19 protein-coding genes are annotated in these 22,749 nt (G+C 64.6%); 13 read left to right on the top strand and 6 right to left on the bottom strand.

Annotated elements, in window-relative coordinates; genetic code table 11:
* The coding region (locus tag LNV28_RS24090) for a DUF6429 family protein (protein ID WP_263520762.1) at window positions 1–513 on the top strand (513 nt) is incomplete at its 5' end.
* Between the two features lie 40 nt (window positions 514–553).
* On the opposite strand, the gene LNV28_RS24085 is transcribed toward LNV28_RS24090, so the two are convergent.
* The 4 genes from LNV28_RS24085 to LNV28_RS24070 all read right to left on the bottom strand — a co-directional run bounded on the left by LNV28_RS24085 (window position 554) and on the right by LNV28_RS24070 (window position 5,549).
* Window positions 554–2,149 carry a DHA2 family efflux MFS transporter permease subunit gene (locus LNV28_RS24085; protein WP_263520761.1) on the bottom strand — a complete coding sequence of 532 codons (1,596 nt, stop codon included), beginning with the start codon at window positions 2,147–2,149 and terminating at the stop codon, window positions 554–556.
* A 16-nt stretch (window positions 2,150–2,165) separates the two neighbouring features.
* Entirely contained in the window at window positions 2,166–3,419 is a 1,254-nt protein-coding gene (locus tag LNV28_RS24080) for an HlyD family secretion protein (protein ID WP_263520759.1), read from the bottom strand.
* Between the two features lie 71 nt (window positions 3,420–3,490).
* Window positions 3,491–4,933, bottom strand: a complete 1,443-nt coding sequence (locus tag LNV28_RS24075; protein ID WP_263569068.1) for an efflux transporter outer membrane subunit — start codon at window positions 4,931–4,933, stop codon at window positions 3,491–3,493.
* Between the two features lie 58 nt (window positions 4,934–4,991).
* Window positions 4,992–5,549: a MarR family winged helix-turn-helix transcriptional regulator gene (locus LNV28_RS24070; RefSeq protein ID WP_263520755.1), complete on the bottom strand. Its 558-nt coding sequence runs from the start codon at window positions 5,547–5,549 to the stop codon at window positions 4,992–4,994.
* Window positions 5,550–5,718: 169 nt separating this feature from the next.
* Between LNV28_RS24070 and LNV28_RS24065 the strand changes: the two genes are divergently transcribed.
* Window positions 5,719–7,566: an ABC transporter transmembrane domain-containing protein gene (locus tag LNV28_RS24065; RefSeq protein WP_263520754.1), complete on the top strand. Its 1,848-nt coding sequence runs from the start codon at window positions 5,719–5,721 to the stop codon at window positions 7,564–7,566.
* 18 nt (window positions 7,567–7,584) lie between these two features.
* Here LNV28_RS24065 and LNV28_RS24060 read toward each other — a convergent pair whose 3' ends face one another.
* Complete coding sequence (locus LNV28_RS24060; RefSeq protein ID WP_263520751.1) at window positions 7,585–9,924, bottom strand: putative bifunctional diguanylate cyclase/phosphodiesterase; 2,340 nt, start codon at window positions 9,922–9,924, stop codon at window positions 7,585–7,587.
* Window positions 9,925–10,164: 240 nt separating this feature from the next.
* On the bottom strand, window positions 10,165–10,608 hold the full coding sequence (locus LNV28_RS24055; protein ID WP_263520750.1) for a hypothetical protein: 444 nt from the start codon (window positions 10,606–10,608) through the stop codon (window positions 10,165–10,167).
* A 125-nt stretch (window positions 10,609–10,733) separates the two neighbouring features.
* Between LNV28_RS24055 and LNV28_RS24050 the strand changes: the two genes are divergently transcribed.
* The 11 genes from LNV28_RS24050 (at window position 10,734) to phoR (ending at window position 22,600) form a co-directional block, all read left to right on the top strand.
* Window positions 10,734–11,603, top strand: coding sequence for a thymidylate synthase (locus LNV28_RS24050; RefSeq protein ID WP_263520749.1), 870 nt, complete (start codon window positions 10,734–10,736; stop codon window positions 11,601–11,603).
* On the top strand, window positions 11,600–12,136 hold the full coding sequence (locus LNV28_RS24045; protein WP_263520747.1) for a dihydrofolate reductase: 537 nt from the start codon (window positions 11,600–11,602) through the stop codon (window positions 12,134–12,136). The genes LNV28_RS24050 and LNV28_RS24045 overlap by 4 nt, the downstream gene beginning before the upstream one ends.
* A 39-nt stretch (window positions 12,137–12,175) precedes the next feature.
* Entirely contained in the window at window positions 12,176–12,751 is a 576-nt protein-coding gene (locus tag LNV28_RS24040) for a DUF4337 domain-containing protein (RefSeq protein WP_263520745.1), read from the top strand.
* Between the two features lie 355 nt (window positions 12,752–13,106).
* A complete protein-coding gene (locus LNV28_RS24035) occupies window positions 13,107–14,087 on the top strand; it encodes a PstS family phosphate ABC transporter substrate-binding protein (RefSeq protein ID WP_263520744.1) in 981 nt (326 codons plus the stop codon).
* Window positions 14,088–14,152: 65 nt separating this feature from the next.
* Window positions 14,153–14,797: a hypothetical protein gene (locus LNV28_RS24030; protein WP_263520743.1), complete on the top strand. Its 645-nt coding sequence runs from the start codon at window positions 14,153–14,155 to the stop codon at window positions 14,795–14,797.
* A gap of 149 nt (window positions 14,798–14,946) precedes the next feature.
* The gene (locus LNV28_RS24025; RefSeq protein WP_263520741.1) at window positions 14,947–17,160 is read left to right on the top strand and encodes an ABC transporter permease subunit; all 2,214 of its coding nucleotides are present in this window, start codon (window positions 14,947–14,949) and stop codon (window positions 17,158–17,160) included.
* 16 nt (window positions 17,161–17,176) lie between these two features.
* Window positions 17,177–18,832: a phosphate ABC transporter permease PstA gene (pstA, locus tag LNV28_RS24020; protein WP_263520739.1), complete on the top strand. Its 1,656-nt coding sequence runs from the start codon at window positions 17,177–17,179 to the stop codon at window positions 18,830–18,832.
* A 50-nt stretch (window positions 18,833–18,882) separates the two neighbouring features.
* A complete protein-coding gene (gene pstB, locus LNV28_RS24015) occupies window positions 18,883–19,731 on the top strand; it encodes a phosphate ABC transporter ATP-binding protein PstB (protein WP_263520738.1) in 849 nt (282 codons plus the stop codon).
* Window positions 19,732–19,813: 82 nt separating this feature from the next.
* Entirely contained in the window at window positions 19,814–20,527 is a 714-nt protein-coding gene (gene phoU, locus LNV28_RS24010; RefSeq protein WP_263520736.1) for a phosphate signaling complex protein PhoU, read from the top strand.
* 23 nt (window positions 20,528–20,550) lie between these two features.
* Window positions 20,551–21,252 carry a phosphate regulon transcriptional regulator PhoB gene (gene phoB, locus LNV28_RS24005; protein ID WP_263520734.1) on the top strand — a complete coding sequence of 234 codons (702 nt, stop codon included), beginning with the start codon at window positions 20,551–20,553 and terminating at the stop codon, window positions 21,250–21,252.
* A 13-nt stretch (window positions 21,253–21,265) separates the two neighbouring features.
* Window positions 21,266–22,600 carry a phosphate regulon sensor histidine kinase PhoR gene (phoR, locus tag LNV28_RS24000; protein WP_263520732.1) on the top strand — a complete coding sequence of 445 codons (1,335 nt, stop codon included), beginning with the start codon at window positions 21,266–21,268 and terminating at the stop codon, window positions 22,598–22,600.
* The last annotated feature ends 149 nt before the right edge of the window (window positions 22,601–22,749 follow it).

Below are 22,749 nucleotides of genomic sequence, written 5' to 3'. Positions count from 1 at the left end.
CTCGCCTTCGCCGACATTCACACGCCCAGAGTAGTGCGGGTGGTTGGGGATATCGGGTTATTGGACAGCCTCGTTAGGCCGCACATGGAGCGCACGTCGATCCCGAATGCTTACGCTTCTTTGGCGCTACTCTCGAAGGCCGAGTTGCACGCGCTTGCAGACGGTCTACTTGAGCCCGAACCTTGGGTCGTTGAGCGTTGTGTTGAGTTTGTACTGGCACCGGCGAACCAAGAAGGCCCCATGGAATACGACGAAGCGAAGCTGCAGGAGGCGGTCCTAGCCCTGCTGGGCGCGTTTGAATTCGAGAACGGCCGTGTCTGGAAGCGATACGACTTCGCCGTGATGGACGCGCTTCACGAGCAGGGCTGCATCACGGATCCGCACGGGCGAACGGAATCGGTCTACCTGACGCCCGAAGGCCTGCGCAAGGCGAAGGCCTTGGCTGCCGAAAAGTTTGGAATCCAGGCTTCAATGAATGAAAGAAGTCGGTCGCGCAAAGCCATGCGCTGCTGAGTGAACAGCAGAAGCAGCGCCGACGCCCTCGCCACTGACCTCAATGCGCCCCCCCCGCATCCACCGCCGTGCCCGCCGCTAACTTCGCCGGACGACGGGTCAACCAGATGCCCGCAATCAGCAGCAAAAAGATGGCCGCCGAGGCAAGAAAGATATCGTCGGCCGCGCGGGTGAAAGCCTGCTGGTCAATCAGACGGTTGATCTGGAAGGCGGCTTGTTGCGGCGACAGGCCCGCCGTCTGCAGCCCGGCCAAAGCTTCGGTCGCGACCGGGTCGCCCTGCGCCAGGCGCTCCACCATGTGCTGGTGGTGCAAGCTGGCGCGGCTTTCCCAGAGCGTGGTCGAGATGGAGGTGCCCATGGCCCCGGCCGTGATGCGCACGAAGTTGGACAGGCCGGCGGCGGCCGGCAGGCGGTCGGGCGTGAGGCCGCTCAGGGTCAGCGTGGTCAGCGGGATGAAGAAGCAGGCCAGGGCCGCGCCTTGCAGAATCGTCGGCACCATGATGGTGGCGAAATCGGTCTGCGTGGTGAAGTTGGAGCGCATCCACAGCACCAGGGCGAACATCAGAAAGGCAAAGGTGCCGATCTTGCGCGGGTCCACGCGGGCCACGTTCTTGCCCACCACGGGCGACAGCAAGATGGCCAGCAGGCCCACCGGTGCCAGCGCCATGCCGGCGTCCGTCGCGGTGTAGCCCATCCACTGCTGCAGCCACAGGGGCAGCAGCACCACATTGCCGAAGAAGAGCCCGTATCCGATCGACAGCGTGGCCGTGCCGAAGATGAAGTTGCGGCGCGCGAACAGGCGCAGGTCCACCACCGGGTGCTTGTCGGTCAGCTCCCAGGCGACGAAGAAGGCAAAGCCCACGGCGGCCGCGACCGCCAGGATCTGGATCTCGCCGCTGGCGAACCAGTCCAGCTCCTTGCCCTTGTCCAGCATGATCTGCAGCGCTCCGACCCAGATGACCAGCAGGGCCAGGCCGACGCCATCGATGGGCAGCTTTTTGATCGGCGTCTCACGCTTGCGATAGAGCTGCCAGGTCAAGAGGGCCGAGAACAAGCCCACGGGCACATTGATGTAAAAAATCCAGGGCCAGGAGACGTTGTCCGTGATCCAGCCGCCCAAGAGCGGCCCGACCACGGGTGCCACCAGCGTGGTCATGCCCCAGAGCGCCAGCGCGGTGCCCGCCTTGGCGGCCGGGAAGCTGCTCATCAGCAAGGTCTGCGAGAGCGGGATCATGGGCCCGGCCACCAGGCCTTGCAGCACCCGGCAGGCGATCAACATCTCCAGCGAGTGCGCGAAGCCGCACAGCCAGGAGGCCAGCACGAAGAGCAAAACGCTGGTGGTGAACAGGCGCACCGCGCCGAAGCGCTGGGTCAGCCAGCCGGTCAAGGGCACCGAGATTGCATTGGCCACGCCAAAGCTGGTGATGACCCAGGTGCCCTGCACCGGGCTCACGCCCAGATCGCCCGAGATCGCCGGCAACGAGACATTGGCGATGGACGAGTCCAGCACGTTCATGAAAGTGGCCAGGGACAGGGCCAGGGTGCCCAGCACCAGGGCCGAGCCCTGCAAGGGTGGCGGAGGCGCTGGCGGCACCAGCGAAGCCTGAGGTGTGGAAGCGGAGGAGGAGCTGCTCATGCGCTGGGCTCGCCGGTCAGGCCTTGGCGGCCGCAGTGGCAGGCTTCACTACTCGTGCGGCTGCCTTGCTGCCCAGATTGGCCTTGATGATGCGGGCCACTTCGGCTTCGGCCGCCTGGTCCTGGCGCTCGAACACCGAGGTCTGGGCCATCGGCGCCTGGCGGGTTTGTGCTTCGGCCAGGCTCTTGCCGCTCTGGTCTTGCACATCGACGCTGACGTTCATGGACAGGCCCACGCGCAGGGGATGCTCGGCCACCTGCTTGGCGTCGAGCGCGATGCGAACGGGCACACGCTGCACCACCTTGATCCAGTTGCCGGTGGCGTTTTGCGCCGGCAGCAGGGCAAACGCGGCGCCGGTGCCGGCGCCGAGGCCGGCGATCTGGCCCTTGAATTCGACCTTCTTGCCATAGACATCGGCCACCAGGGTGGCGGGCTGGCCGATGTGCAGGCGGGCGAGTTGGCCTTCCTTGAAGTTGGCGTCGACCCAGACTTGCTGCAGGCCCACCACCGACATCAGCGGCGCACCGGCGGCCACACGCTGGCCCAGCTGCACACTGCGGCGTGCGATCCAGCCGTCCACCGGCGCCGGCACTTCCACGCGCTGCAGGGCCAGGAAGGCTTCGCGCACACGGGCTGCGGCGCGCTGCACATTGGGGTGCTGCTCGACGCTGACGCCTTCGGTCAGCACCTGGTTGGCGTTCAGCTGCTCCTGGGCGGTCAGCTGGGCCGACTGCGCGGTCTGCAGCGCGCTCTTGGCGCTGGCGACCTGGGCGGTGGCGTGCTCATACTCTTCGCGGCCGATGGCGCCGGTGGCCAGCAGCGGCGCACGACGCGCCACATCGGCCTGCAGCGTGGCCAGCTGTACTTCGGCGCGGCGCACCTCGCTGTCGCGGGCGCGGATCTGCGCTTGCAAGGTGCTGTTGTTGGCGTAGAGGCCGCGCACTTCACGCACGGTCTGCGCCAGCTGGCTTTGCGCCTGCTCCAGGGCGACGCGGGCGTCGGCTGCGTCCAGGCTGACCAGGGCCTGGCCGGCGCGCACGAAGTCGGTGTCGTCGGCATGGATGGCGCGCACGGTGCCGGCCACCAGGGGCGTGATCTGCACGACGTTGGCGTTGACGTAGGCGTTGTCGGTTTGCTCGAAGCGGCGGCCGACCATGGCGTCGTAGACGCCGTAGCCAATGCCGGCGATCAGCACCACCAGGGTCAGGACGGTCAGCGCCTTCTTACGCTTGGGGTTGGTTTCGGGCTTGGATGCTTGAATGTCAGACATGATCTTGGCTCTCTTCGATGTGCGTCGTGGCTGGCGCCAGCCCGCTCGGGCGGCGCCGCGTGAATCTGGTGTTAGGGCTTGGCTTCGGTCCAGCCGCCGCCCAGGCTGCGCAGCAGATTGAGCTGGGCATCGATGGTCTGGGCTTGCAGATCCAGGGCCTGGCGCTGCTGTTGCAGCAGGGACTGGCTGGCGTTCAAGACGGCCAGGCGGTTGCCCAGGCCGGCGTTGTGGCGCTGGCGGGCCAACTCCAAGGCGGCCTGCACATGGGCTTGCGCGGCGGCCTGCTCGGCTTTTTGCTCTTGCAGCGAGCGCAGGCTGCGCAGCTGGTCGCTGGCGTCGCGCACGGCTTCCAGCAGCGCGCTGTTGTAGGCCGCCACTGCGGCGTCGGCTTCGGCCGCCGAGCCGCGCAGCTGGGCGCGCAAGCGGCCGCTGTCGAACAGAGGCAGGCGCAGCGAAGGTGCCACGCCGTACTGCAAGCTGCCGGCCTTCAGTAGATTGTCAAAGCCGATCGCGTTGAAGCCGACAAAAGCGCCTAGCGAGATATTGGGATAGAACTGGGCACGGGCGCTGCTGACTTGGGCCGTGGCGGCCTCGACGCGCCAGCGCGCAGCCACCACATCGGGGCGGCGGCCCAGCAGGTCCAGCCCCAAAGCGCCCTCGCCTGCCAGTGGCAGCGTGGTCGGCAGGGCAGGCTTCAAGTCCTTGAGTGCGGCCATGGGCTGGGCGCTCAAAGCGGCCAGCTGGTGGCGCAACAGATCGGCCTGTTCATCGAGCTGCAAGGCCTGGCGGCGCAGCTCAGGGATCGGCAGCTCGGCGGCGCGCAGGTCCTGGGCCGTGTCCAGGCCGGCCTGACTTCGCTGACGCACCAGGGACAGGGCTTGCTCGCGCTCGGCGCTCTGGCGCGCCAGCAGCTCGCGCTGGGCCAGCACGCGAGCCAGCTGCACATAGCTGCGCGCCAGCTGGCTGCTCAGCATCAGCTGGGCGGCGGCCGCATCGGCACGCGCGGCCTGGGCGCTGCCCAGGGCGGCGTTCAGCTCTGCCTGGTGGCGGCCAAAGAAGTCCCACTCATAGCTGGCCGAAGCCTGCAGGGTGGCGGTGTTGCGAAGGGTGCCGGCCAGCGGCGGCGGGTAGACGCTGTGCTCGGGGAAACGCTGGCGGGCGGCGTCCAGGCCCAGGCCTATGGCGGCGCGTTCGCTGCTCTCGGCGTTGTCGATGCTGGCCTGGGCGCGTTGAATGCGGGCGCGCGCTTGGGCCAGGCTGGGCGCCTCGTTCAGGGCGCGTTGCATCAGCGCGTTGAGCTCGGGAGACTGCAGCTCGGTCCACCAGTCGCTGCGCGGCAGTGCGGCGCGGCCGGCGGTGTCCGCTGCGGTGTCATCCGACAGACCCAGCTGGCTGGGTGCCAGGCGGCTGGCGGCCGGCGGCAGCGCCGGCTGCAAGGCACAGGCGGCCAGCAAGGCCGGCAGGCTCAGCAGCAGGGTCAGTCGTTTCAAGGGATGTGATTTCGAGAGAGACATGGCGGGATCTGGTGAAAAGTGGGGGCGCGGCGGCGGGCGCTGGGCTTCGTTCCGGCGATCAATCAGCGCCCGGTGCCGACTGGGCTTGGCGCAGGGCTTCGCCGTTGTCGATCATTCGACGAAGCAGGCTGAGCAGGAGCTGCCATTCCTCATGACTGAAGCCCTTGAGGTGGGCGTTGAAGACATCGGACAGCAGGGCCGGCAGCTGGTCGGAGGCGGCATAGCCGGCGTCCGTCAACTGCACTTGCACGACGCGGCGGTCCTCGACGGAGCGCTCTCGCTGCACCAGGCCTTTGGTTTCCAGGCGGTCCAGCAGACGGCTCAGGGCACCGGCATCGGCATCGAGTTCGCGGCACAGCGCCGTGGTTGTGCATTGATTGGAGCCAAAGCGCAGCACCATGAGCACGCCCCACTGGGCGTGAGTCAGGTCGCAATCGCTGAGCTGGCGCCCGGCCTGGTGGACGATGGACTGCTGCAGCTTGCGCAGCAGCCAACCCACGCTTTGCTCACGGGTGTAGCTGGCGGGCTGGTAGAAATTGGCCTGGCCCTCGTCGGCCGGCAGAGGGCCGGACGGCAGCGCTGGCGGCCTTGTTTCTTGAGCTTTGGTTTTCGGCATGGTCGGCAATTTATTTGCCTAGGCAAATATTGTCAAGGCAATTAACATCGAAGCGGCTGTGCCTTGGGCTTGTCGAACACCTGGATTGCCCCATATGCCGACGACCTCGTGCCTGTTCACGCTGCGGCAGCGCGCCGCGCACTCCGCCCCTCCTCCTACACTGCGCCGCATGTCATCACCTTCAGCTGTCACCACGCCTGCCACTGCACCTGAGCCGACAAGTTCGCCAGCCCCGGCCGGCAAAGCCGCCGCTCGTCCGGGCGCTCACCCGCGCTCGCTGAGCGGGCTCTGGCCGTTTTTGCGCCCCTATCGCCTGCGCATCGGCGCGGCCCTGGTGTTTCTGGTGCTGGCCGCGCTGGCCACCTTGGCCTTCCCGCTGGCCCTGCGCCAACTGGTGGACCAAGGCCTGGGCGGAGCCAGCAACCATGGCGAGCGCTTGATGGCCATGCGCGAGCATTTCCTGGCCTTGTTCGGCGTTGGCGCGGCGCTGGGCCTGTTCTCGGCCGGGCGCTTTTACATGGTGACCTGGCTGGGCGAGCGGGTGACGGCCGACTTGCGCAATGCCGTCTACCGCCATGTGCTGCGACAAAGCCCGGAGTTTTTTGAAACCACGCAAAGCGGCGAGGTGCTCAGCCGCATCACCACCGACACGACCGTGGTGCAGACGGTGGTGGGCTCCAGCTTGAGCATGGGCCTGCGCAACACGGTCATGGGCATCGGCGCCATGGTCATGCTGGTGGCAACCAACCCGCTGGTCATGGGCCAGGTGCTGGGCATTCTGGTGCTGGTGGTCTTGCCGGCGCTGTACTTCGGCCGGCGCGTACGCAAGCTCAGCCGCGCCTCGCAAGACCGGGTGGCCGACACCAGCGCCATCGCCGCCGAAGTGCTCAATGCCGTGCCCGTGGTGCAGAGCTACACCCAAGAACATGCCGAAGCCGCGCGCTTCGACGCCGCCAGCGAAAGCGCCTTCGACACCGCGCGCAAGCGCACCAAGGTGCGCTCTGGACTGGTGGCCTTCATCATCACCGCCACCTTTGCCGCCCTGCTCTGGGGCCTGTACCAGGGCACGCAAGCCGTGCTGGCGGGCAAGATCACGGCCGGCCATCTGGGCCAGACGGTGGTGTACGTGATCCTGCTGGTCAGCAGCGTGGCGGTGCTGGCCGAGGTGTTTGGTGATGTGCAGCGTGCGGCAGGCGCGACCGAGCGGCTGATGGAGTTGCTGGCCAGTGAATCCCCAGTGGCCGAGGCCGAGCACCCCCTGCCCTTGCCGGCCGTGCAAGGTGGCACGGCTTTGAGCCTGCAGCAACTGCAGTTCCACTACCCCTCGCGGCCCTTGCAAGCGGCCCTGGCCGATTTCAGTCTGGACATCGCGCCCGGTGAAACCGTGGCCCTGGTCGGGCCAAGCGGTGCCGGCAAGAGCACGGTGTTCCAGCTGCTGCTGCGTTTTTACGAGGCGCAGAGCGGCAGCATCTTGCTCAACGGCGTGCCCACCGATCGCTTGCGTCTGCAAGACCTGCGTTCAGCCATCGGCCTGGTGCCGCAGGACAGTGTGATCTTCTCGACCAGTGCGATGGAAAACATCCGCTATGGCCGACCCGCGGCCAGCGATGCCGAGGTCATGGCGGCCGCCAAAGCCGCCTTCGCCGACGACTTCATCCGCGCCCTGCCCGAAGGCTATGCCACCTTCTTGGGCGAGCGTGGCGTGCGCCTCTCCGGCGGCCAGCGGCAGCGCATCAGCATTGCCCGCGCCATGCTCAAGAACCCGCCCCTGCTGCTGTTGGACGAAGCCACCAGCGCGCTCGACGCGGAGAGCGAGCGCATGGTGCAGGCTGCACTGGAAGTCGCCATGCAGGACCGCACCACCCTGGTCATCGCCCACCGCCTGGCGACGGTGCAGCGCGCCGATCGCATCATCGTGATGGAGCATGGGCGCATCGTCGAGCAAGGCACGCACGCCGAGCTGAGTGCGCGTGGCGGCTTGTATGCGCGGCTGGCGGCGCTGCAGTTCGACCAGTAAAGCCTGGCGGCGGTGCTTTCAGCCGCCCGCCAGCTGTGCCCCGCCTTGCAGCCAGGCCAGCAAGGCCTGCTCAGGCATGGGGCGAGCGCCGTACCAGCCTTGGGCCATACCGCAACCGAGTTGGCGCAGCAGCGCCCATTCTTCTTCGGTTTCTGCGCCTTCTCCGACGGTGGACAGGCCCAGGTTTCGGCCCAGGTCAATTGCGGCCTTGAGCAAGGTCAGCGCGGTGCTTGAGTTCGCGGCGCCGCGGACAAAGCTGCGGTCGATCTTGAGCTCAGACACCGGCAGCATGTGCAGATAAGCCAGGGACGACTGGCCCGTGCCGAAATCATCGACCGACCACTCGAAGCCTTGCGCGTTGATCTCCCGCATGCGGTCAATCACGGTGGCCGGATCTTTCATCACTGCACCCTCGGTCAGCTCCAGGCGAATGTCCTCGGCCTGTGCGCCGGTCGCTGTCAAGAGCTCGGCCAAGAGGCCCGGGAACGCGGCCGAACCGACATCGTGCACGGAGACATTGACGGCAATTTGGGACACCAAACCCGCTCGGCGCAGCTGCGCTGACAACTGCATCGCCCGGCGCAAGACCCACTCGGTGATGCCGCGGATATTGCCGGTGCTCTCGGCGAAAGGAATGAAGTCCACCGGAGGCACCAGCCCACGGCTGGGGTGGTTCCAGCGGATCAAGGACTCAAAGCTGGTGACGGCGTTGTCGGCGAGGCGGAATTTGGGCTGCACCAGCAGGGTGAACTCATCATCCTGTGCCGCGCGTTTGAGTTCGGAGATCAAGGAGAGCTGCAAGGGGTCAGCCCGCACCAAGCTGGGTTCGTAGACCGTCCAGAGGGCATCACTGCGCCGGCCCTCGTGCAAGGCAATCTCAGCATTGCTCATCAGGCGATGCATCGAGTTGCCGTGAGCCGGGCCGTAAGAAAGCCCCCAGGCGGCGCTGATGTCCACCCATTGCCCGGCCACCTGCAGCGGCGTGGCAAACAAGTCCGAGGCCAGCGCCTGCAATCCAGCCACGTCGGCAGCTTCGCCAGCCAGCACCAGGACAAACTGATCCGCGTAGACGCGGCCGGCCAAGGCCAGGTCAAAGCGGATGCAGGCCTGGCTCAAGCGTTCGCCAACGGCCTGCAATACGGCGTCACCGATGTCTTGGCCAAGTGCCTGATTGATCGCATTGAAGCGCTGCACATTCAGCATGGCGACTTTGGGCGCAAGCCCGCGGGCAATCCAGCTGTCACCGACCGCGATCAGACGCTCACGATTGCCCAGCCCCGTCAGGCGGTCGCGCTGCGCGGCCTCGATGGCGCGCGTGCTGGCGTCGGTCTGGAACTGTGCCGCGACCTTGCGCACGGCCGCCATGTCCCGTTTCTTGGCCTGATCGAGCAGGCGATGGCGTTGCATCAAGCGGTAGGCCTGTTCCCAGTTGCCTTGTGCGCTGCTCAGCTCGGCCGCCCGGGACCAAAAACGGGACACCAAGGTCAGCTCACTCCGCGGCATGGTTTGAACCAGGCTCAGCGCTTCGTCGGTGGCTGCCACGGCCTCCGCGCCGCGCCCGGCGGCCTGGTGAACCATGGCCTGCGCCATCGCCAGAAAGCAGAGCACATCGTGGCTGCGCTGGGCCTCTGGCCGTGCCGCCAGAAAGTCGAGATAAGCGCGCGCTTCGTCAACCTGGCCCAGGCAGGCAAAGACCTCGGCGCCCAGCACATGGAAGTAGTCGAGGTTCGGTCCGTCCAGTTCGGTGGATTTTCCAGGAAAGGACCACTTGCGCAGCAAGGGCATCACTTTCTCGTAGTCGCCGGCGGAGACATAGATGTCCGCGAGGGTGGTCACGGCATTGAATCGGACCCAGCCACCCAGATCGTTGCTGGCCAAGGCTTGCTCCAGATGGAGGGCGGCTTGCAGCTCATCGCCGGCCAAGAAGAAGGCAATGCCCAAATTGTTCAGCGCCGCCGCCCGCATGCCGCTGTGGTCGATCTCTTGACTCAGTTGCAACATGCGGCAGGCCTGCTGCATATAGCCCACCAGATTGCCAGCGGCCTGGTAAAGCAGCAGCGAGGGACCCATGGCCGCATGCTGTTCCAGCGGGTCTTGCAGGGCGAGGATCTCGTCGCTGAGTTGCTCATAGGCTGCGAGCGCAGCAGCCATATCGTCACCGAAGGTCTCAGCGGCCAGCGCGATGCTTCTCGCGATCAGGCTGCCGGGGCGGTCACCCAGAGCCAGCATGCGTGCGGCCAACTCTCGGTAAGGCTGGCTTGCGCCGGGATTGAGCGAACCCAAACGCAGCAGCACCAACTGCATGCGCAGGATCAAACGTTCATCGCCGGCGGCCTGAGCCAGGTGCTGCTCGGCCAAAGAAGCAGCCTCGCTGATCGACCCAAAACGCGCCAGCCAGACCTCTCTGAATGCGAGCCTGTGGGCGTCTGACGAGACCGATGCGGAAGATAGGGACAAGAAGAGCCTAGGAAGCCAGAGTGACGCAGAGCATTCTAGGGTTGCGCTCCGGCGCGGCGATGCTGCAAAGCGTGGCCAATTTGGCGAGCCAGACGGCTGCCTATCGCTTGGCCATCAGTGCAGCGCCGAGCGCATCATCCCTCAGGGCTGAGTCGCACCCGAGGCCGCAGGCGCTGCGGGGCTGCCGGGGTTGGTGTGCACCACCACCCCTGGCGACAGCGAGATGTCCGAAGCCACCGTCACCTTGGTCACGTAGTGGCGGGTTTCACCAAAACAGCTGGTGGGCAGGCCGACTTTCTCTTCGTAGTGCAGGTTGACGCGCTTGCCCATGACCTCGGTCAAGGCGGCGGCGGTGGCGTCGTCAGCGATGGTGAATTGGAATTTCTCGACCGTGCTGCTGCCGGGAATGGAGACCAGGGCCAACTCGCCTTCCCAGGTCTTGCAGACCCAGCCCTTCTTGGACAGCTTTTGAATCCAGCCGGCGCGCTCGCCGCTGGAGTAGCTCCAGTTCAGGGCGGCGTAGAAGTAAGCCACGGTCAGGAGCACCAGAACCAAGACAGCGATGAGCAGGCGTTTGATCAGCATAGGAGCACAAAAAGAAAAAGGAAGGAGCGGGTGACACATGGCCGCGAAGGCCGACGGACGCCATCATCGCAGCTTGCGCCCGGATCCTGAGTGACAGACACCCGGCAACACTAGAATCGCGCCCCATGAACAGCAGCAGCCCCGCCCCCAGCACCCCGGCTCACGCCGCCGGCCCGGTGCCCCAGCAGTTTGAAGACTTCATGCGCCATGTGTTCGAGCATGGCGTGCACAAAGGCGACCGCACCGGCACGGGGACGCGATCGGTGTTCGGTCATCAGATGCGTTTCGATCTGAGCCAGGGCTTTCCGCTGGTCACGACCAAGAAAGTCCATCTGAAGTCCATCATCCTGGAGCTGCTCTGGTTCTTGCGTGGTGACTCCAATGTGCAATGGCTGCAGGAGCGTGGTTGCACCATCTGGGATGAATGGGCTCGCGAGGACGGCAGCTTGGGCCCGGTCTACGGTGTGCAGTGGCGCAGCTGGCCCAAGGCCGGCGGCGGTCACATCGACCAGATCGCTGAGGTGGTGAAGCAGCTGAAAGCCAACCCCGATTCGCGCCGCATCATCGTCAGCGCTTGGAATGTGGCCGAACTGGACCAGATGGCCCTGATGCCTTGCCATGCTTTTTTCCAGTTCTATGTCGCCCCACCGCAAGCGCCGGGCGAACGCGGTCGCCTGTCCTGCCAGCTCTACCAGCGCAGTGCCGACATCTTTCTGGGCGTGCCCTTCAATATTGCGAGCTACGCCTTGTTGACCCAGATGCTGGCCCAGCAATGCGATCTGGACCTGGGTGACTTTGTCTGGACCGGCGGTGATTGCCATATCTATGCCAACCACTTCGAGCAGGTGCAAACCCAGCTGGCACGCGAACCGCGCGCCTACCCGCAGATGAAGATCCGGCGTCGGCCGGAATCGATCTTTGGCTACGAGCTGGAGGACTTTGAGCTCGAAAGCTACGACCCGCACCCGGCCATCAAAGCCCCGGTGGCGGTATGAGTTCGGATCCAAGCCGCTCAGCTGCCCTGCCTCGGCTGGTGTTGGTGGCGGCCCTCGGTCGTGGCCGAGAAATTGGCCGAGACAACGCCCTGCTCTGGCATCTGCCTGAGGACATGGCTCATTTCAAGGCCCTGACCCAGGGTCAGCCCGTGCTGATGGGTCGCAAGACCTGGGATTCACTGCCGGAGCGCTTTCGCCCCTTGCCGGGCCGGCGCAACATCGTCCTGTCACGTCAGCCGGGTCTGATGTTGAACGGCGCCGAGGTGTTCACAGACTTGCAAACCGCCTTGCAGGCTTGCGCCGGCCTGCCTCAGGTCTGCGTGATCGGTGGCGCCCAAATCTACGCCGAGGCCTTGGCCCATGCCGATGTTTTGGAACTGACCGAGGTGGATCGCGACTTTGCCGACGCCGACAGCTGGTTCCCGGCCTGGCCTGGGGCCGAGTTTGCAGAGACCCAGCGCGAGAGACATCACAGCGATAAGAACGGCTGGCGCTTCGACTTTGTGCGCTACGAGCGTCGCGTTGCCGCCTGAATCTTCCAAAACTGAAATCGAAAGAGGACTGAAGCCACCATGTCTGGACACGGATTCCATGTGCACGGCCCGCACGACCACGAAATCGAACACGCCGCTCATGCCGACCCCAAGGGCCTGGCCGGGCAGCTGGCTGTGATCACGGCCATTTTGGCGACGGTCGGCGCCATGTTTTCCTATATGGGTGGCGCCACTCAGGCCAATGCAGGCCTTTACAAGAACGACGCCGCCATCAAGAAGACCGAAGCCGCCAACCAATGGGCGCTGTACCAGTCCAAGAGCAACAAGCAAAACATGGCCGAGCTGGCCCTGGTTCTGGTGGCCGAGGACAAAAAAGCCGGCTATCAAAAAGAAGTCGAGCGCTACAAGGAAGAAAAAGGCGGCATCCGCGAGAAGGCCGAGGCCCTGGACAAGGAGTCACAAGTTTTCGACGAAAAGAGCGCCGAACAGATGCACCTACATCACCGCTGGGCGCAGGCGACCACCGCCTTGCAGGTGTCGATCGCCCTGGCCGCCATCGCCTTGCTGACCAAGAAGCGCTGGATGGAATGGGCCACGGTTGCCCTGGGTTTGCTGGGTTTCGGCTTGGGCGGCATGGCGGCCTTGCATTTTTGACAAGCCCGAAGTCGGCCATGGCGCTTCTTTCCCGCTGTCATGTTCGAGTTCCTGGCGTCGGCTCTTCAGCATGGGCGTTGATGCCCTCAATTTTTAAGCTGAGCTAGGAGTCCCTTCTTCGCGCACTCCGCAGGAGGGCTTCTGCGCTCAAATCCCTGCATTTGATGCCCCGCTTCGGCCTGTTTGGCCTATATTGCACCGTCATATGACAGTCTTGCACTCGTCATATGACAGGCGAAAGTTTTCCGCGGCGTCGACTTCTGTCAAATTCCGTCATATCTCTGTCACGACCGCTGTTTAGCATCCGGGCTGCTGAAAGACAAAGCACATCCCATCTAATCACTGGAGTTGACGAATGACCCCTTCTCGCCTTGCCGCTGCCCTGCACATTGCAGGCCTGATGTTTGTTGCGACTGCCGCTTCGGCCCAGGCTGTCAAGGTTGATCCGGCGCTGCCTTCGTATCAGAAGGCTTCGGGCGTGTCCGGCAACTTCACCAGCGTCGGCTCCGACACCCTGAACAACCTGATGACGCTGTGGGCCGAAGAGTTCAAGCGCGCCTACCCCAACGTCAATATCCAGATTCAAGGTGCCGGCTCCTCCACGGCGCCCCCGGCCCTAACCGAAGGTGCGGCCAACTTCGGCCCTATGAGCCGCCTGATGACCGCCCGTGAAGTCGAAAGCTTCGAGAAGAAGCACGGCTACAAACCCACCGCTGTCGGCGTGGCCATCGACGCTCTGGCCGTCTACGTCAACAAGGACAACCCGATCAAGGGCCTGACCATCACCGATGTGGACTCCATCCTGTCCGTCAGCCGCAAGTGCGGCGGCGCCGCTGACTTCACCAAGTGGGGCCAGGTCGGCCTGACCGGTGAGTGGGCCAGCCGCGACATCGCCATGTACGGCCGCAACTCGGTCTCGGGCACCTACGGCTTCTTCAAGGACGCCGCCCTGTGCAAGGGTGACTTCAAGCGCAATGTGGCCGAGCAGCCGGGTTCGGCTTCGGTGGTGCAGAGCGTGTCCACCCAGATCAATGCCATGGGCTACTCGGGCATTGGCTACAAGACTTCGGGTGTGCGCGCCTTGCCGCTGTCGAAGAAGGCCGGTGAGCCCTTCGTCGAACCCGATGCCAAGCACGCCATCGACGGCACCTACCCGCTGGCCCGCGTGCTCTACGTCTACGTGAACAAGAAGCCCAACCAGCCGCTGAACCCGCTGGAGCGCGAGTTCTTCAAGATGGTGCTGTCCAAGCAGGGCCAGGAAGTCACCATCAAGGACGGCTTCGTGCCCGTGCCGGCCGCCATGGCCGCCCGTTTCCTGGGCGAAATCAGCAAATAAGCAGCGTGGCCGCCGCCGCCTTCGGGTGGCCGCGGCCGTGACCGAGCGACTGAGGAATACAAGCCATGAAGACATCTGCACTGAACGCGGCCCTGGCCGTCGCCGTCCTGGGCCTGACAGCCTGCGCCAGCACCCAACCGGTGGCCACGCCCGCCGCTCCGGTGGCCGCACCCGCCCCTGTGGTGGCCGCTGCCGCACCGGCGCCTGCTCCGGCTCCCGTGGCCGCAGCGGCTCCGGTGGTTGAACTGATCAAGGAGTTCTACGTCGTCCTGCCGGAATCGGGCCGCGTGCACGCCTTCGGCGACCTGAAGAACTACCGCGACTTCCTGAACCACGGCGAAGTCACCCTGACCCGCAGCAAGATCGGTGAAGGCCCAGGCGGCGCTACCGTCGTCTTCGGCATCACCGGTGATGACGTCAAGAACAACCAGCCCAGCCTGGGCGAGAAAGCCTTGAGCGGTAAGTTCGCTGGCGCGCCTGAGTTCTACGGTGAAGTGCTGAAGAACGGCCGCTACTACGTGTTCGGCGATCTGAAGGACATGACGGACTTCGTGGCCTTCGGCGAAGTGGCCTACGGCTTCACCGACATCGGCGAGGGCCCGAAGGGCGAGAGCCTGGTCTATGTGATGAACAAGGACAGCATCAAGGGTGGCAAGCCCCTGAACCGGGTCGAACGTTTCAAGGCTTTGCGGGCTGCCACACAGTCCTGATTTCAGAACCAAGGGCTCGCGCCAGAGCCCATGAGCGAAGAGGGTGAGCAGGCTGGTCCTGCCCACCCTTTCATAACGTCAGCGCGGAACATTTCCCACCCATGAATACAGCCAGTCCAACCCAAACGTCGATCACTGTCGACCGCGCCATGAGTCGGCGACTGTTGATCGACAAGCTGTTCGAGAAGCTGATGACCTTTGGTGGTCTGAGCGTGATCGTGGCGGTTTCGGCCATTTTTGTGTACCTGGTCAGTGTCGTGGTGCCGTTGTTCATGCCGCCTGGCGTTGACCATCGTCAGCAGTTCGCCACCCCCGGAGACAAGGCACAGACCACTTTGTCCTTGACGGGCGAAGAGCAGCGCGAAATCGGTTCGCGTGTCGGGGCTGGCGGTGCCATCACCTTCTTCAAGTTCGCCACCGGCGAGCAGATTGCCCAGACCCAGGTGCCGGTGCCAGCAGGCGCCACCGTCACCAGCGCCGACATCGGCGAGCGCCGCAGCTTCGCCCAGGGCTTCGGCCTGTCGGATGGCCGGGTCATCCTGGTCAAGCAGAGCTTTGCGGTCAGCTTCCCCAACAACAAGCGCGTCATCACGCCCGCCCTGGAGTACCCGGTCGGCGAAGCGCCGGTGAGCGTTGACCCGCAGGGCAAGCCCATCAAGCTGCTGGGCATCCAGCAGAGCGAAGAGGGCTCGACCCTGGCGGCAGTGACTGAAGACGGCCGCCTGCTGCTGTCCGCCGTCAATGTCAGCACCAATGCCATGACGGGCGAGACCAAGAGCGAAGTTCAGCAGTCGGAAATCCCCTCGGCACCTGTCGGCATTCGCCAGTTGCTGATTGAATCCAAGCAGCGCGAGCTCTATGTGCTGCACGGCGAGCGCAAGCTGGCCCGCTTCAACATCAGCAACAAATCCAGCCCCGTGCTGCTGGAGACCATCGAGCTGGCGCCGGCCGACCAGAAGGTCACCGCCCTGACCATGTTGAGCGGCGGTTTCTCGTTGATCGTCGGTACCGACAAGGGTGGCCTGAGCCAGTGGTTCCCGGTACGCACCGAGGGCGCGAACTTCGCGCTCAAGCGCATCCGCGACTTCAAGTCCATGCCGGCCGGCATCACCGCCATGAGCGCCGAGTTCTTCCGCAAGGGCTTCATCGTCGGTGACTCGACCGGCAATCTGGGCAGCTATTTCGCCACCTCGCAGCGTCAGCTGTTCGTGGAAAAGCTCAGCGACAAACCGATCACGGTGCTCGGCGTGCCGCCGCGCGGCAACGGCTATATGGCACAGGACCAGGCCGGCCGCGTCTACACGGCGTCGGTGGACAACCATTACCCCGAAGTCTCCTTCAGCAGCCTGTGGAGCAAAGTCTGGTACGAAAGCTACGAAGAGCCCGACTATGTCTGGCAAAGCTCGGCCTCGAACGCCGACTTTGAACCCAAGTTCAGCCTGGCGCCGCTGACCTACGGCACCATCAAGGCCGCCACCTACGCCATGATGGTTGCCATGCCTCTGGCCATCCTGGGCGCGATCTTCACCGCCTATTTCATGACCCAGCGCATGCGCGAGATCGTCAAGCCGACTATCGAAGTGATGGCCGCCCTGCCGACTGTGGTGCTGGGTTTCCTGGCCGGCCTGTGGCTGGCGCCCTTGGTCGAGAACAATCTGGCCGGCGTCTTGATGAGCTTGCTGATGTTGCCGCTGGCCATGGTCGTCGCCTCTTACATCTGGCATCTGATGCCGCGCGGCTTGGTCGAACGCGTGGGCCTGGGCTGGGAAGCCGCCCTGCTGATGCCGATCGTGGTGGTGGTGATCTGGGGCTTCTTCCAGCTCGGTCATCCGCTTGAAGCCGCCTTCTTTGGCGGAGACCTGCCGCACTGGCTGTCGAACACCGCCGGCATCAGCTTCGAGCAGCGCAACTCGCTGGTGGTGGGCATTGCCATGGGCTTCGCGGTCACACCGGCGATCTTCTCGATTGCCGAAGACGCCATCTTCAGCGTACCCAAGTCCCTGACCTCGGGTTCGCTGGCCCTGGGTGCCACGCCCTGGCAAACCATGATGGGTGTGGTGCTGCTGACCGCCAGCCCCGGTATTTTCTCGGCCGTGATGATCGGTCTGGGCCGCGCGGTCGGCGAAACCATGATCGTGCTGATGGCCACCGGCAACACCGCCGTGATGGACTTCAGCATGTTCTCGGGCTTCCGCACCCTGTCCGCCAATATCGGTGTCGAAATGCCCGAAGCCGGCGTCGGTGAAACCCATTACCGCCTGCTCTTCTTGTCCGCCCTGGTGTTGTTCGCCTTCACCTTCCTCGTCAACACCCTCGCCGAGCTGATTCGCCAGCGTCTGCGCGAAAAGTACAGCACCATCTGACGGAGCACGATCAATCATGAAAGACTGGTTCAAAAGCGGCTCGCCCTGGATCTGGCTCACCGCCGGCGCTGTGGCAGTGTCCGTGCTGGCTGTGGCCGGCGTGATGGCCCTGACGGCCCTGCGTGGCCTCGGCCATTTCTGGCCCAAACCGGTGGTCGAGACCACCTACAAGGAACGTGATGGCACGACCATCGGCCTGATCGGCGAGATCCGCGAACGCGAAGAAGTGTCGGTGCGCCGCCTGCGCGAAGCGGGTTTCGTGATCCCGGGCAACGACACCTTCACCGACCGGGTGCTCATCAAGATGGGCAACCGCGATGTCTCGGGCGTGGACTTCCGTTGGTTCCCCCTGCCCTTGCTGGGTGAGCAGACGCTGCCCGACGATGTAGTGACCGTGGAGCGCCGCGAGTGGGGCAATTTCTACGGCCACCTGGTCTCGGTCAAGCAGGACGGCCAAGTCGTGGCCAGCGGCGAAGCCGCCTGGCCCGAGTTGCAGCAGCGTGCCGCGCGTGCCCAGCAGTTGTTCAATGAGATCCATGCGGTCGAGAAGAAGGAAATCGGCCGCGTCAATTTCGAACTGGAACGCCTGCGCCTGCAAGAACGCCGCCTGCAGCTGGAAGGCAAGCTCAGCGACAGCAGCAAGGCCGCCATGGAGGTGCAGCGCGAGGCGCTGAACAAGACCTTCGCCAGCCTGCAGGAAAAGACCGATGCGCTGCGCAAGCAGATCGGCCGCGACAGCTTTGTCGGCCGCGTGGCCGATGGCCGCGAGGTCGAGGTGAGCCTGGCCCAGGTGGCCGACGTCTACCGCGCCAACACCATGGGCCTGTTCGGCAAGATTGGCCACTATGCCAAGAAGCTGGGCGAATTCATCTGGGACGACCCGCGTGAAGCCAACACCGAAGGCGGCATCTTCCCGGCCATCTTCGGCACGGTGATGATGGTGCTGCTGATGGCCGTGATCGTGACGCCGCTGGGCATCATGGCCGGCATCTATATGCGCGAGTACGCCAAGCAGGGCCCCTTGATTCGCATCATCCGCATCTCGGTGAACAACCTGGCCGGCGTGCCTTCGATCGTCTACGGTGTGTTCGGCCTGGGCTTCTTCGTCTACTTCCTGGGCGGCAACATCGACCGCCTGTTCTTCCCCGAAGCCCTGCCCGGCCCGACCTTCGGCAGCCCCGGCATCCTGTGGTCGGCCCTGACCCTGGCCCTGCTGACTTTGCCGGTGGTGATCGTGGCGACCGAAGAAGGTCTGGCCCGCGTGCCGCGTTCGGTGCGTGAGGGCAGCCTGGCTCTCGGCGCGACCAAGGCCGAAACCCTGTGGCGCACAGTCTTGCCCATTGCCAGCCCGGCCATGATGACTGGCCTGATCCTGGCCGTGGCCCGCGCCGCCGGCGAAGTGGCACCGCTGATGCTGGTGGGCGTGGTCAAGTTGGCGCCGGCTCTGCCGCTGGACAGCTTCTTCCCCTTCCTGCATCTGGAACGTAAATTCATGCACCTGGGCTTCCACATCTACGACGTGGGCTTCCAGAGCCCCAATGTGGAAGCGGCCCGACCCTTGGTCTACGCCACCGCCATGCTGCTGGTGATCGTGATCATCGGTTTGAACCTGACGGCAATCCGTATGCGCAACCGTCTGCGTGAGAAATTCAAAGAGCTGGACTCGGTCTGATTCCGGACCTCCGTGCCGCCCCTACCTACTTTTGATCTGGAGAGACATTCATGAGCTCCCTCGCAACTAGCGCCGAATTGCCCAAGCTGAAGATTTCCACCGCCGTGCCTGAGTCGGCCGTGCCGCTCAAGCCCCTGGATGAGCTGGACGTGGCCCTGTCGGTCAAGGACCTGAACCTGTTCTACGGTGCCAAGCAGGCCCTGCACAAGGTCTCGCTGAACATCCCCCGCGGCCATGTGGTGGCCTTCATCGGCCCCAGCGGCTGCGGCAAGTCCACCCTGCTGCGCTGCTTCAACCGGATGAACGATCTGGTTGATGGCTGCCGCATCGAAGGCGAGATCCATCTGGACAACAAGAACATCTTCGACCGCAGCGTCAATGTGGCGCAGCTGCGCCGCCGCGTCGGCATGGTGTTCCAGAAGCCCAACCCCTTCCCCAAGTCCATCTACGAAAATGTGGCCTATGGCCTGCGTTTGCTGGGCGTCAAGGACCGCGCCCAGCTGGACGAGGCGGTCGAGCGCTCGCTGCGCCAGGCTGCACTGTGGAATGAAGTCAAGGACCGCCTGGACAGCAGCGGTCTGAGCCTGTCGGGCGGCCAGCAACAACGTCTGGTGATCGCCCGCGCGATTGCCCTGGAGCCGGAAGTCCTGCTGCTGGACGAGCCCTGCTCGGCCCTGGACCCGATCGCCACCGCCAAGATCGAAGAGCTGCTGCAAGAGCTCAAGAGCAAGTACACCATCGTCATCGTCACCCACAGCATGCAGCAAGCCGCACGCGTGTCGGATTTCGTGGCCTATATGTACCTGGGCGAACTGGTCGAGTACGGCGCCACGCGCGATGTGTTCATGAAGCCCAAGCGCAAGGAGACCGAGGACTACATCACCGGCCGCTTCGGCTGATGCTCAGGGTGGCCCCGTGCCGCCCCACGTGAGTGCCTCGTTAGACTGCAACGATTGATTCAATTTCGCAAAGGTAGAAGTCATGGGTGACAAACATCTGTCGAGCCAGTTCGATCTGGAACTGAGCGGTATCTCGACCCGCGTGCTGGAAATGGGCGGCCTGGTGGAATCGCAGGTCGAGCTGGCCGTGTCGGCACTGACCTCCTTCGACGGCGAAGCGGCTTCGCGCGTGCTGGTGGCCGAGGAGCGGGTCAACCAGATGGAAGTTGAGATCGACCAAGACCTCTCGGCCATCATCGCCCTGCGTCAACCGACGGCCCGCGACCTGCGCCTGCTGATCGCCATCTCCAAGACCATCGGCAACCTCGAGCGCGTCGGCGACGAAGCGGCCCGAATCGCCCGCACCGTGCACCGCCTGATCAACACTGGTGTGTTCAGCCGCCTGCGCCTGCCGGTTGGCGACATCTCCTTCGAAGCCGAGCTGGCCACGGCCTCGCTGCGCAAGGCGCTCGACGCCTTCGCACGACTGGACACCGTGCAAGCCCTGGAAGTGATCAAGCACGACAACCAGATCGACCAGGAGTTCGACGGCCTGATGCGCAAGCTCATCACCTACATGATGGAAGACCCGCGCACCATCTCGGCCTCCATCGACCTGGTGTTCGTGGCCAAGGCCATCGAGCGCGTCGGTGACCACGCCAAGAACCTGGCCGAGCAAATCATCTACATCGTCAAGGGCACGGACATCCGGCACAACCCGCTGGACCAGATTGAATCCGTGGCCTTGAAAGACTGAACTCCAAAGAGAAGAAGCACAGCATGTCGAGGATTCTTGTCGTCGAAGACGAGTCGGCCATCGCCGAACTTATCTCCATCAATTTGCGCCACTCCGGGTTTGAGGTGACCCTGGCCAGCAGCGCAGACCAAGCTCAGTACGAAGTGGACCGGGTGCTGCCCGACCTGGTCGTGCTGGACTGGATGCTGCCAGGCCAGAGCGGCCTGGCCCTGGCCCGCCAATGGCGCGGCCAACAGCGCACCAAGGACCTGCCCATCATCATGCTGACCGCCCGCGCCGAGGAGACCGACAAGGTCTCGGGCCTGGACGCCGGTGCCGATGACTACCTGACCAAGCCTTTCTCCACCAATGAACTGCTGGCCCGCATCCGTGCGGTGCTGCGCCGCAAGGCGCCCGAGGCGCTCGATTCGGTGGTGGTGATCGCCGGCTTGAGCCTGGACCCGGGCACGCGTCGCGTCAGCCGCGAAGGCTCTGAGGTCAAGCTGGGCCCGACCGAGTTCCGCCTGCTGCATTTCTTCATGAGCCACCCCGAGCGAGTGCACAGCCGTTCGCAACTGCTCGACCGGGTCTGGGGCGACCATGTCTTCATCGAGGAGCGCACCGTCGACGTGCATGTCAAGCGCCTGCGCGAAGCGCTGGAACGCGTGCAGTGCGCGCGCATGATCGAAACCGTGCGAGGCGCCGGCTACCGGCTCTCGCAACAAGCCCAGCCCGTTTCCGCCTGAGCCAGGGAGCTTCATGACCGTCATCGGTTTTCTGCCCCGCCTGGCCCTGGTGGGCCTGATCGTGATCGCCGGTGACCTGGTCGGGCGTGCCCTTGGCACCTTGGTCGGGTACAGCCAAATTGGCGAATGGTTTGGTGTTTTGGCCGCGGTGGTGACCCTGCTGCTGATCGACACCTTGCGCATCCGCCGCCTGATGCAGTGGCTGCGCGAGAAGCATCCGGGCGAGGCGCCGCGCAGCAGTGGTTACTGGGGCGACCTGGCCTATCTGATCGAGCGCGCGCTGCGCAAGCGCGACCGGGCGATCGCTCAGGAGCGGCTGCAGCTGCAGCAGTTCCTCTCGGCCATCGAAGCCTCGCCCAATGGTGTGCTGATGCTGGATGCGCACGACCACATGACCTGGTGCAACCGCATGGCGGCCGACCATTTCGCGCTCGACCCGCAGCGCGATTTGCAACAACGCATCACCAATTTGGTCCGCTACCCAAGCTTTGTCAGCTATCTGCAGGCGGGCCAGTTCAAGGAACCTCTGCAACTGGCCAGCAGCCGCGGACTGGGCACCTTGTCGGTGATCGTGCGACCGTATGGCGACGGTTTGCGCTTGGTGCTGACCCAGGACGTCACCGAGCGCGAGCGGGCGGAAGGCATGCGACGCGATTTCGTGGCCAATGTTTCGCACGAAATCCGCACGCCGCTGACCGTGCTCAGCGGCTTCATCGAGACCATGAGCTCATTGCCGCTTAGCGAAGCCGAGCGGCGTCGCGTGCTGGTTTTGATGGGACACCAAACCGAGCGCATGCTGGGCCTGGTCAGTGACTTGCTGACCCTGGCTCAGTTGGAAGGCAGCCCGCGTCCCGGCGCCGACCGCTGGCTGGATCTCGCGCCGCTGCTCAAGCGCGTGGAGGCTGACGCCAATGCCTTGTCGGGCGGCCGCCATCTAATCCAGGTTGAAGCCGACATGTCGATTCAACTGGCCGGCATCGAGGCCGAGTTGCTCAGCGCCATCAGCAATCTGCTCAGCAATGCGGTCCGCTACACCCCGGATGGCGGAGAGATCGAGCTGAGCTGGCGCCGCCTGCCTGAGGGCAGCGGGCAGATCTGTGTGCAGGACAGTGGCCCCGGCATTGCCAAGGAACATTGGCCGCGCCTGACCGAACGCTTCTACCGTGTAGACGGCAGCCGCTCCCGCGACACCGGCGGCACCGGTCTGGGCCTGTCCATCGTCAAACATGTGATGCAACGCCATGGCGGCGAGTTGCAAGTCTTCAGCGAAGTCGGCAAAGGCAGCCGATTCAGCCTGCTGCTGCCCCCAGCGCGGGTGCGCGACAACGCTGCCGGAGACGGGCTCTAAAGATCCGGCACGGCCTGCCCTGCTTCCTCCGCAGCCGGGCTCTTCACTGACGGACCCTTGTAGGATGGCGCCTTGCTCTGGCGCAGCCGCCGTGGCGGCCGCCCACCAGACGCCCTCTTCTGAGTTCATGCCCACGGGTGCTTGTCCGT

Source organism: Paucibacter sp. DJ2R-2 (assembly GCF_025717675.1).
GTDB lineage: Bacteria > Pseudomonadota > Gammaproteobacteria > Burkholderiales > Burkholderiaceae_C > Paucibacter_A.
This window is presented reverse-complemented; position numbering and strand designations above follow the sequence as displayed.

Bases quoted from the DNA above. Each gene is read 5' to 3' on its own strand.
- phoU (WP_263520736.1), top strand. From the start codon at position 19,814: ATGGGTGACAAACATCTGTCGAGCCAGTTCGATCTGGAACTGAGCGGT.
- LNV28_RS24050 (WP_263520749.1), top strand. From the start codon at position 10,734: ATGAACAGCAGCAGCCCCGCCCCCAGCACCCCGGCTCACGCCGCCGGC.
- LNV28_RS24055 (WP_263520750.1), bottom strand. From the start codon at position 10,608: ATGCTGATCAAACGCCTGCTCATCGCTGTCTTGGTTCTGGTGCTCCTG.
- phoR (WP_263520732.1), top strand. From the start codon at position 21,266: ATGACCGTCATCGGTTTTCTGCCCCGCCTGGCCCTGGTGGGCCTGATC.
- LNV28_RS24070 (WP_263520755.1), bottom strand. From the start codon at position 5,549: ATGCCGAAAACCAAAGCTCAAGAAACAAGGCCGCCAGCGCTGCCGTCC.
- pstB (WP_263520738.1), top strand. From the start codon at position 18,883: ATGAGCTCCCTCGCAACTAGCGCCGAATTGCCCAAGCTGAAGATTTCC.
- LNV28_RS24080 (WP_263520759.1), bottom strand. From the start codon at position 3,419: ATGTCTGACATTCAAGCATCCAAGCCCGAAACCAACCCCAAGCGTAAG.
- LNV28_RS24085 (WP_263520761.1), bottom strand. From the start codon at position 2,149: ATGAGCAGCTCCTCCTCCGCTTCCACACCTCAGGCTTCGCTGGTGCCG.
- LNV28_RS24040 (WP_263520745.1), top strand. From the start codon at position 12,176: ATGTCTGGACACGGATTCCATGTGCACGGCCCGCACGACCACGAAATC.
- phoB (WP_263520734.1), top strand. From the start codon at position 20,551: ATGTCGAGGATTCTTGTCGTCGAAGACGAGTCGGCCATCGCCGAACTT.
- LNV28_RS24045 (WP_263520747.1), top strand. From the start codon at position 11,600: ATGAGTTCGGATCCAAGCCGCTCAGCTGCCCTGCCTCGGCTGGTGTTG.
- pstA (WP_263520739.1), top strand. From the start codon at position 17,177: ATGAAAGACTGGTTCAAAAGCGGCTCGCCCTGGATCTGGCTCACCGCC.
- LNV28_RS24030 (WP_263520743.1), top strand. From the start codon at position 14,153: ATGAAGACATCTGCACTGAACGCGGCCCTGGCCGTCGCCGTCCTGGGC.
- LNV28_RS24025 (WP_263520741.1), top strand. From the start codon at position 14,947: ATGAGTCGGCGACTGTTGATCGACAAGCTGTTCGAGAAGCTGATGACC.
- LNV28_RS24035 (WP_263520744.1), top strand. From the start codon at position 13,107: ATGACCCCTTCTCGCCTTGCCGCTGCCCTGCACATTGCAGGCCTGATG.
- LNV28_RS24075 (WP_263569068.1), bottom strand. From the start codon at position 4,933: ATGTCTCTCTCGAAATCACATCCCTTGAAACGACTGACCCTGCTGCTG.
- LNV28_RS24065 (WP_263520754.1), top strand. From the start codon at position 5,719: ATGTCATCACCTTCAGCTGTCACCACGCCTGCCACTGCACCTGAGCCG.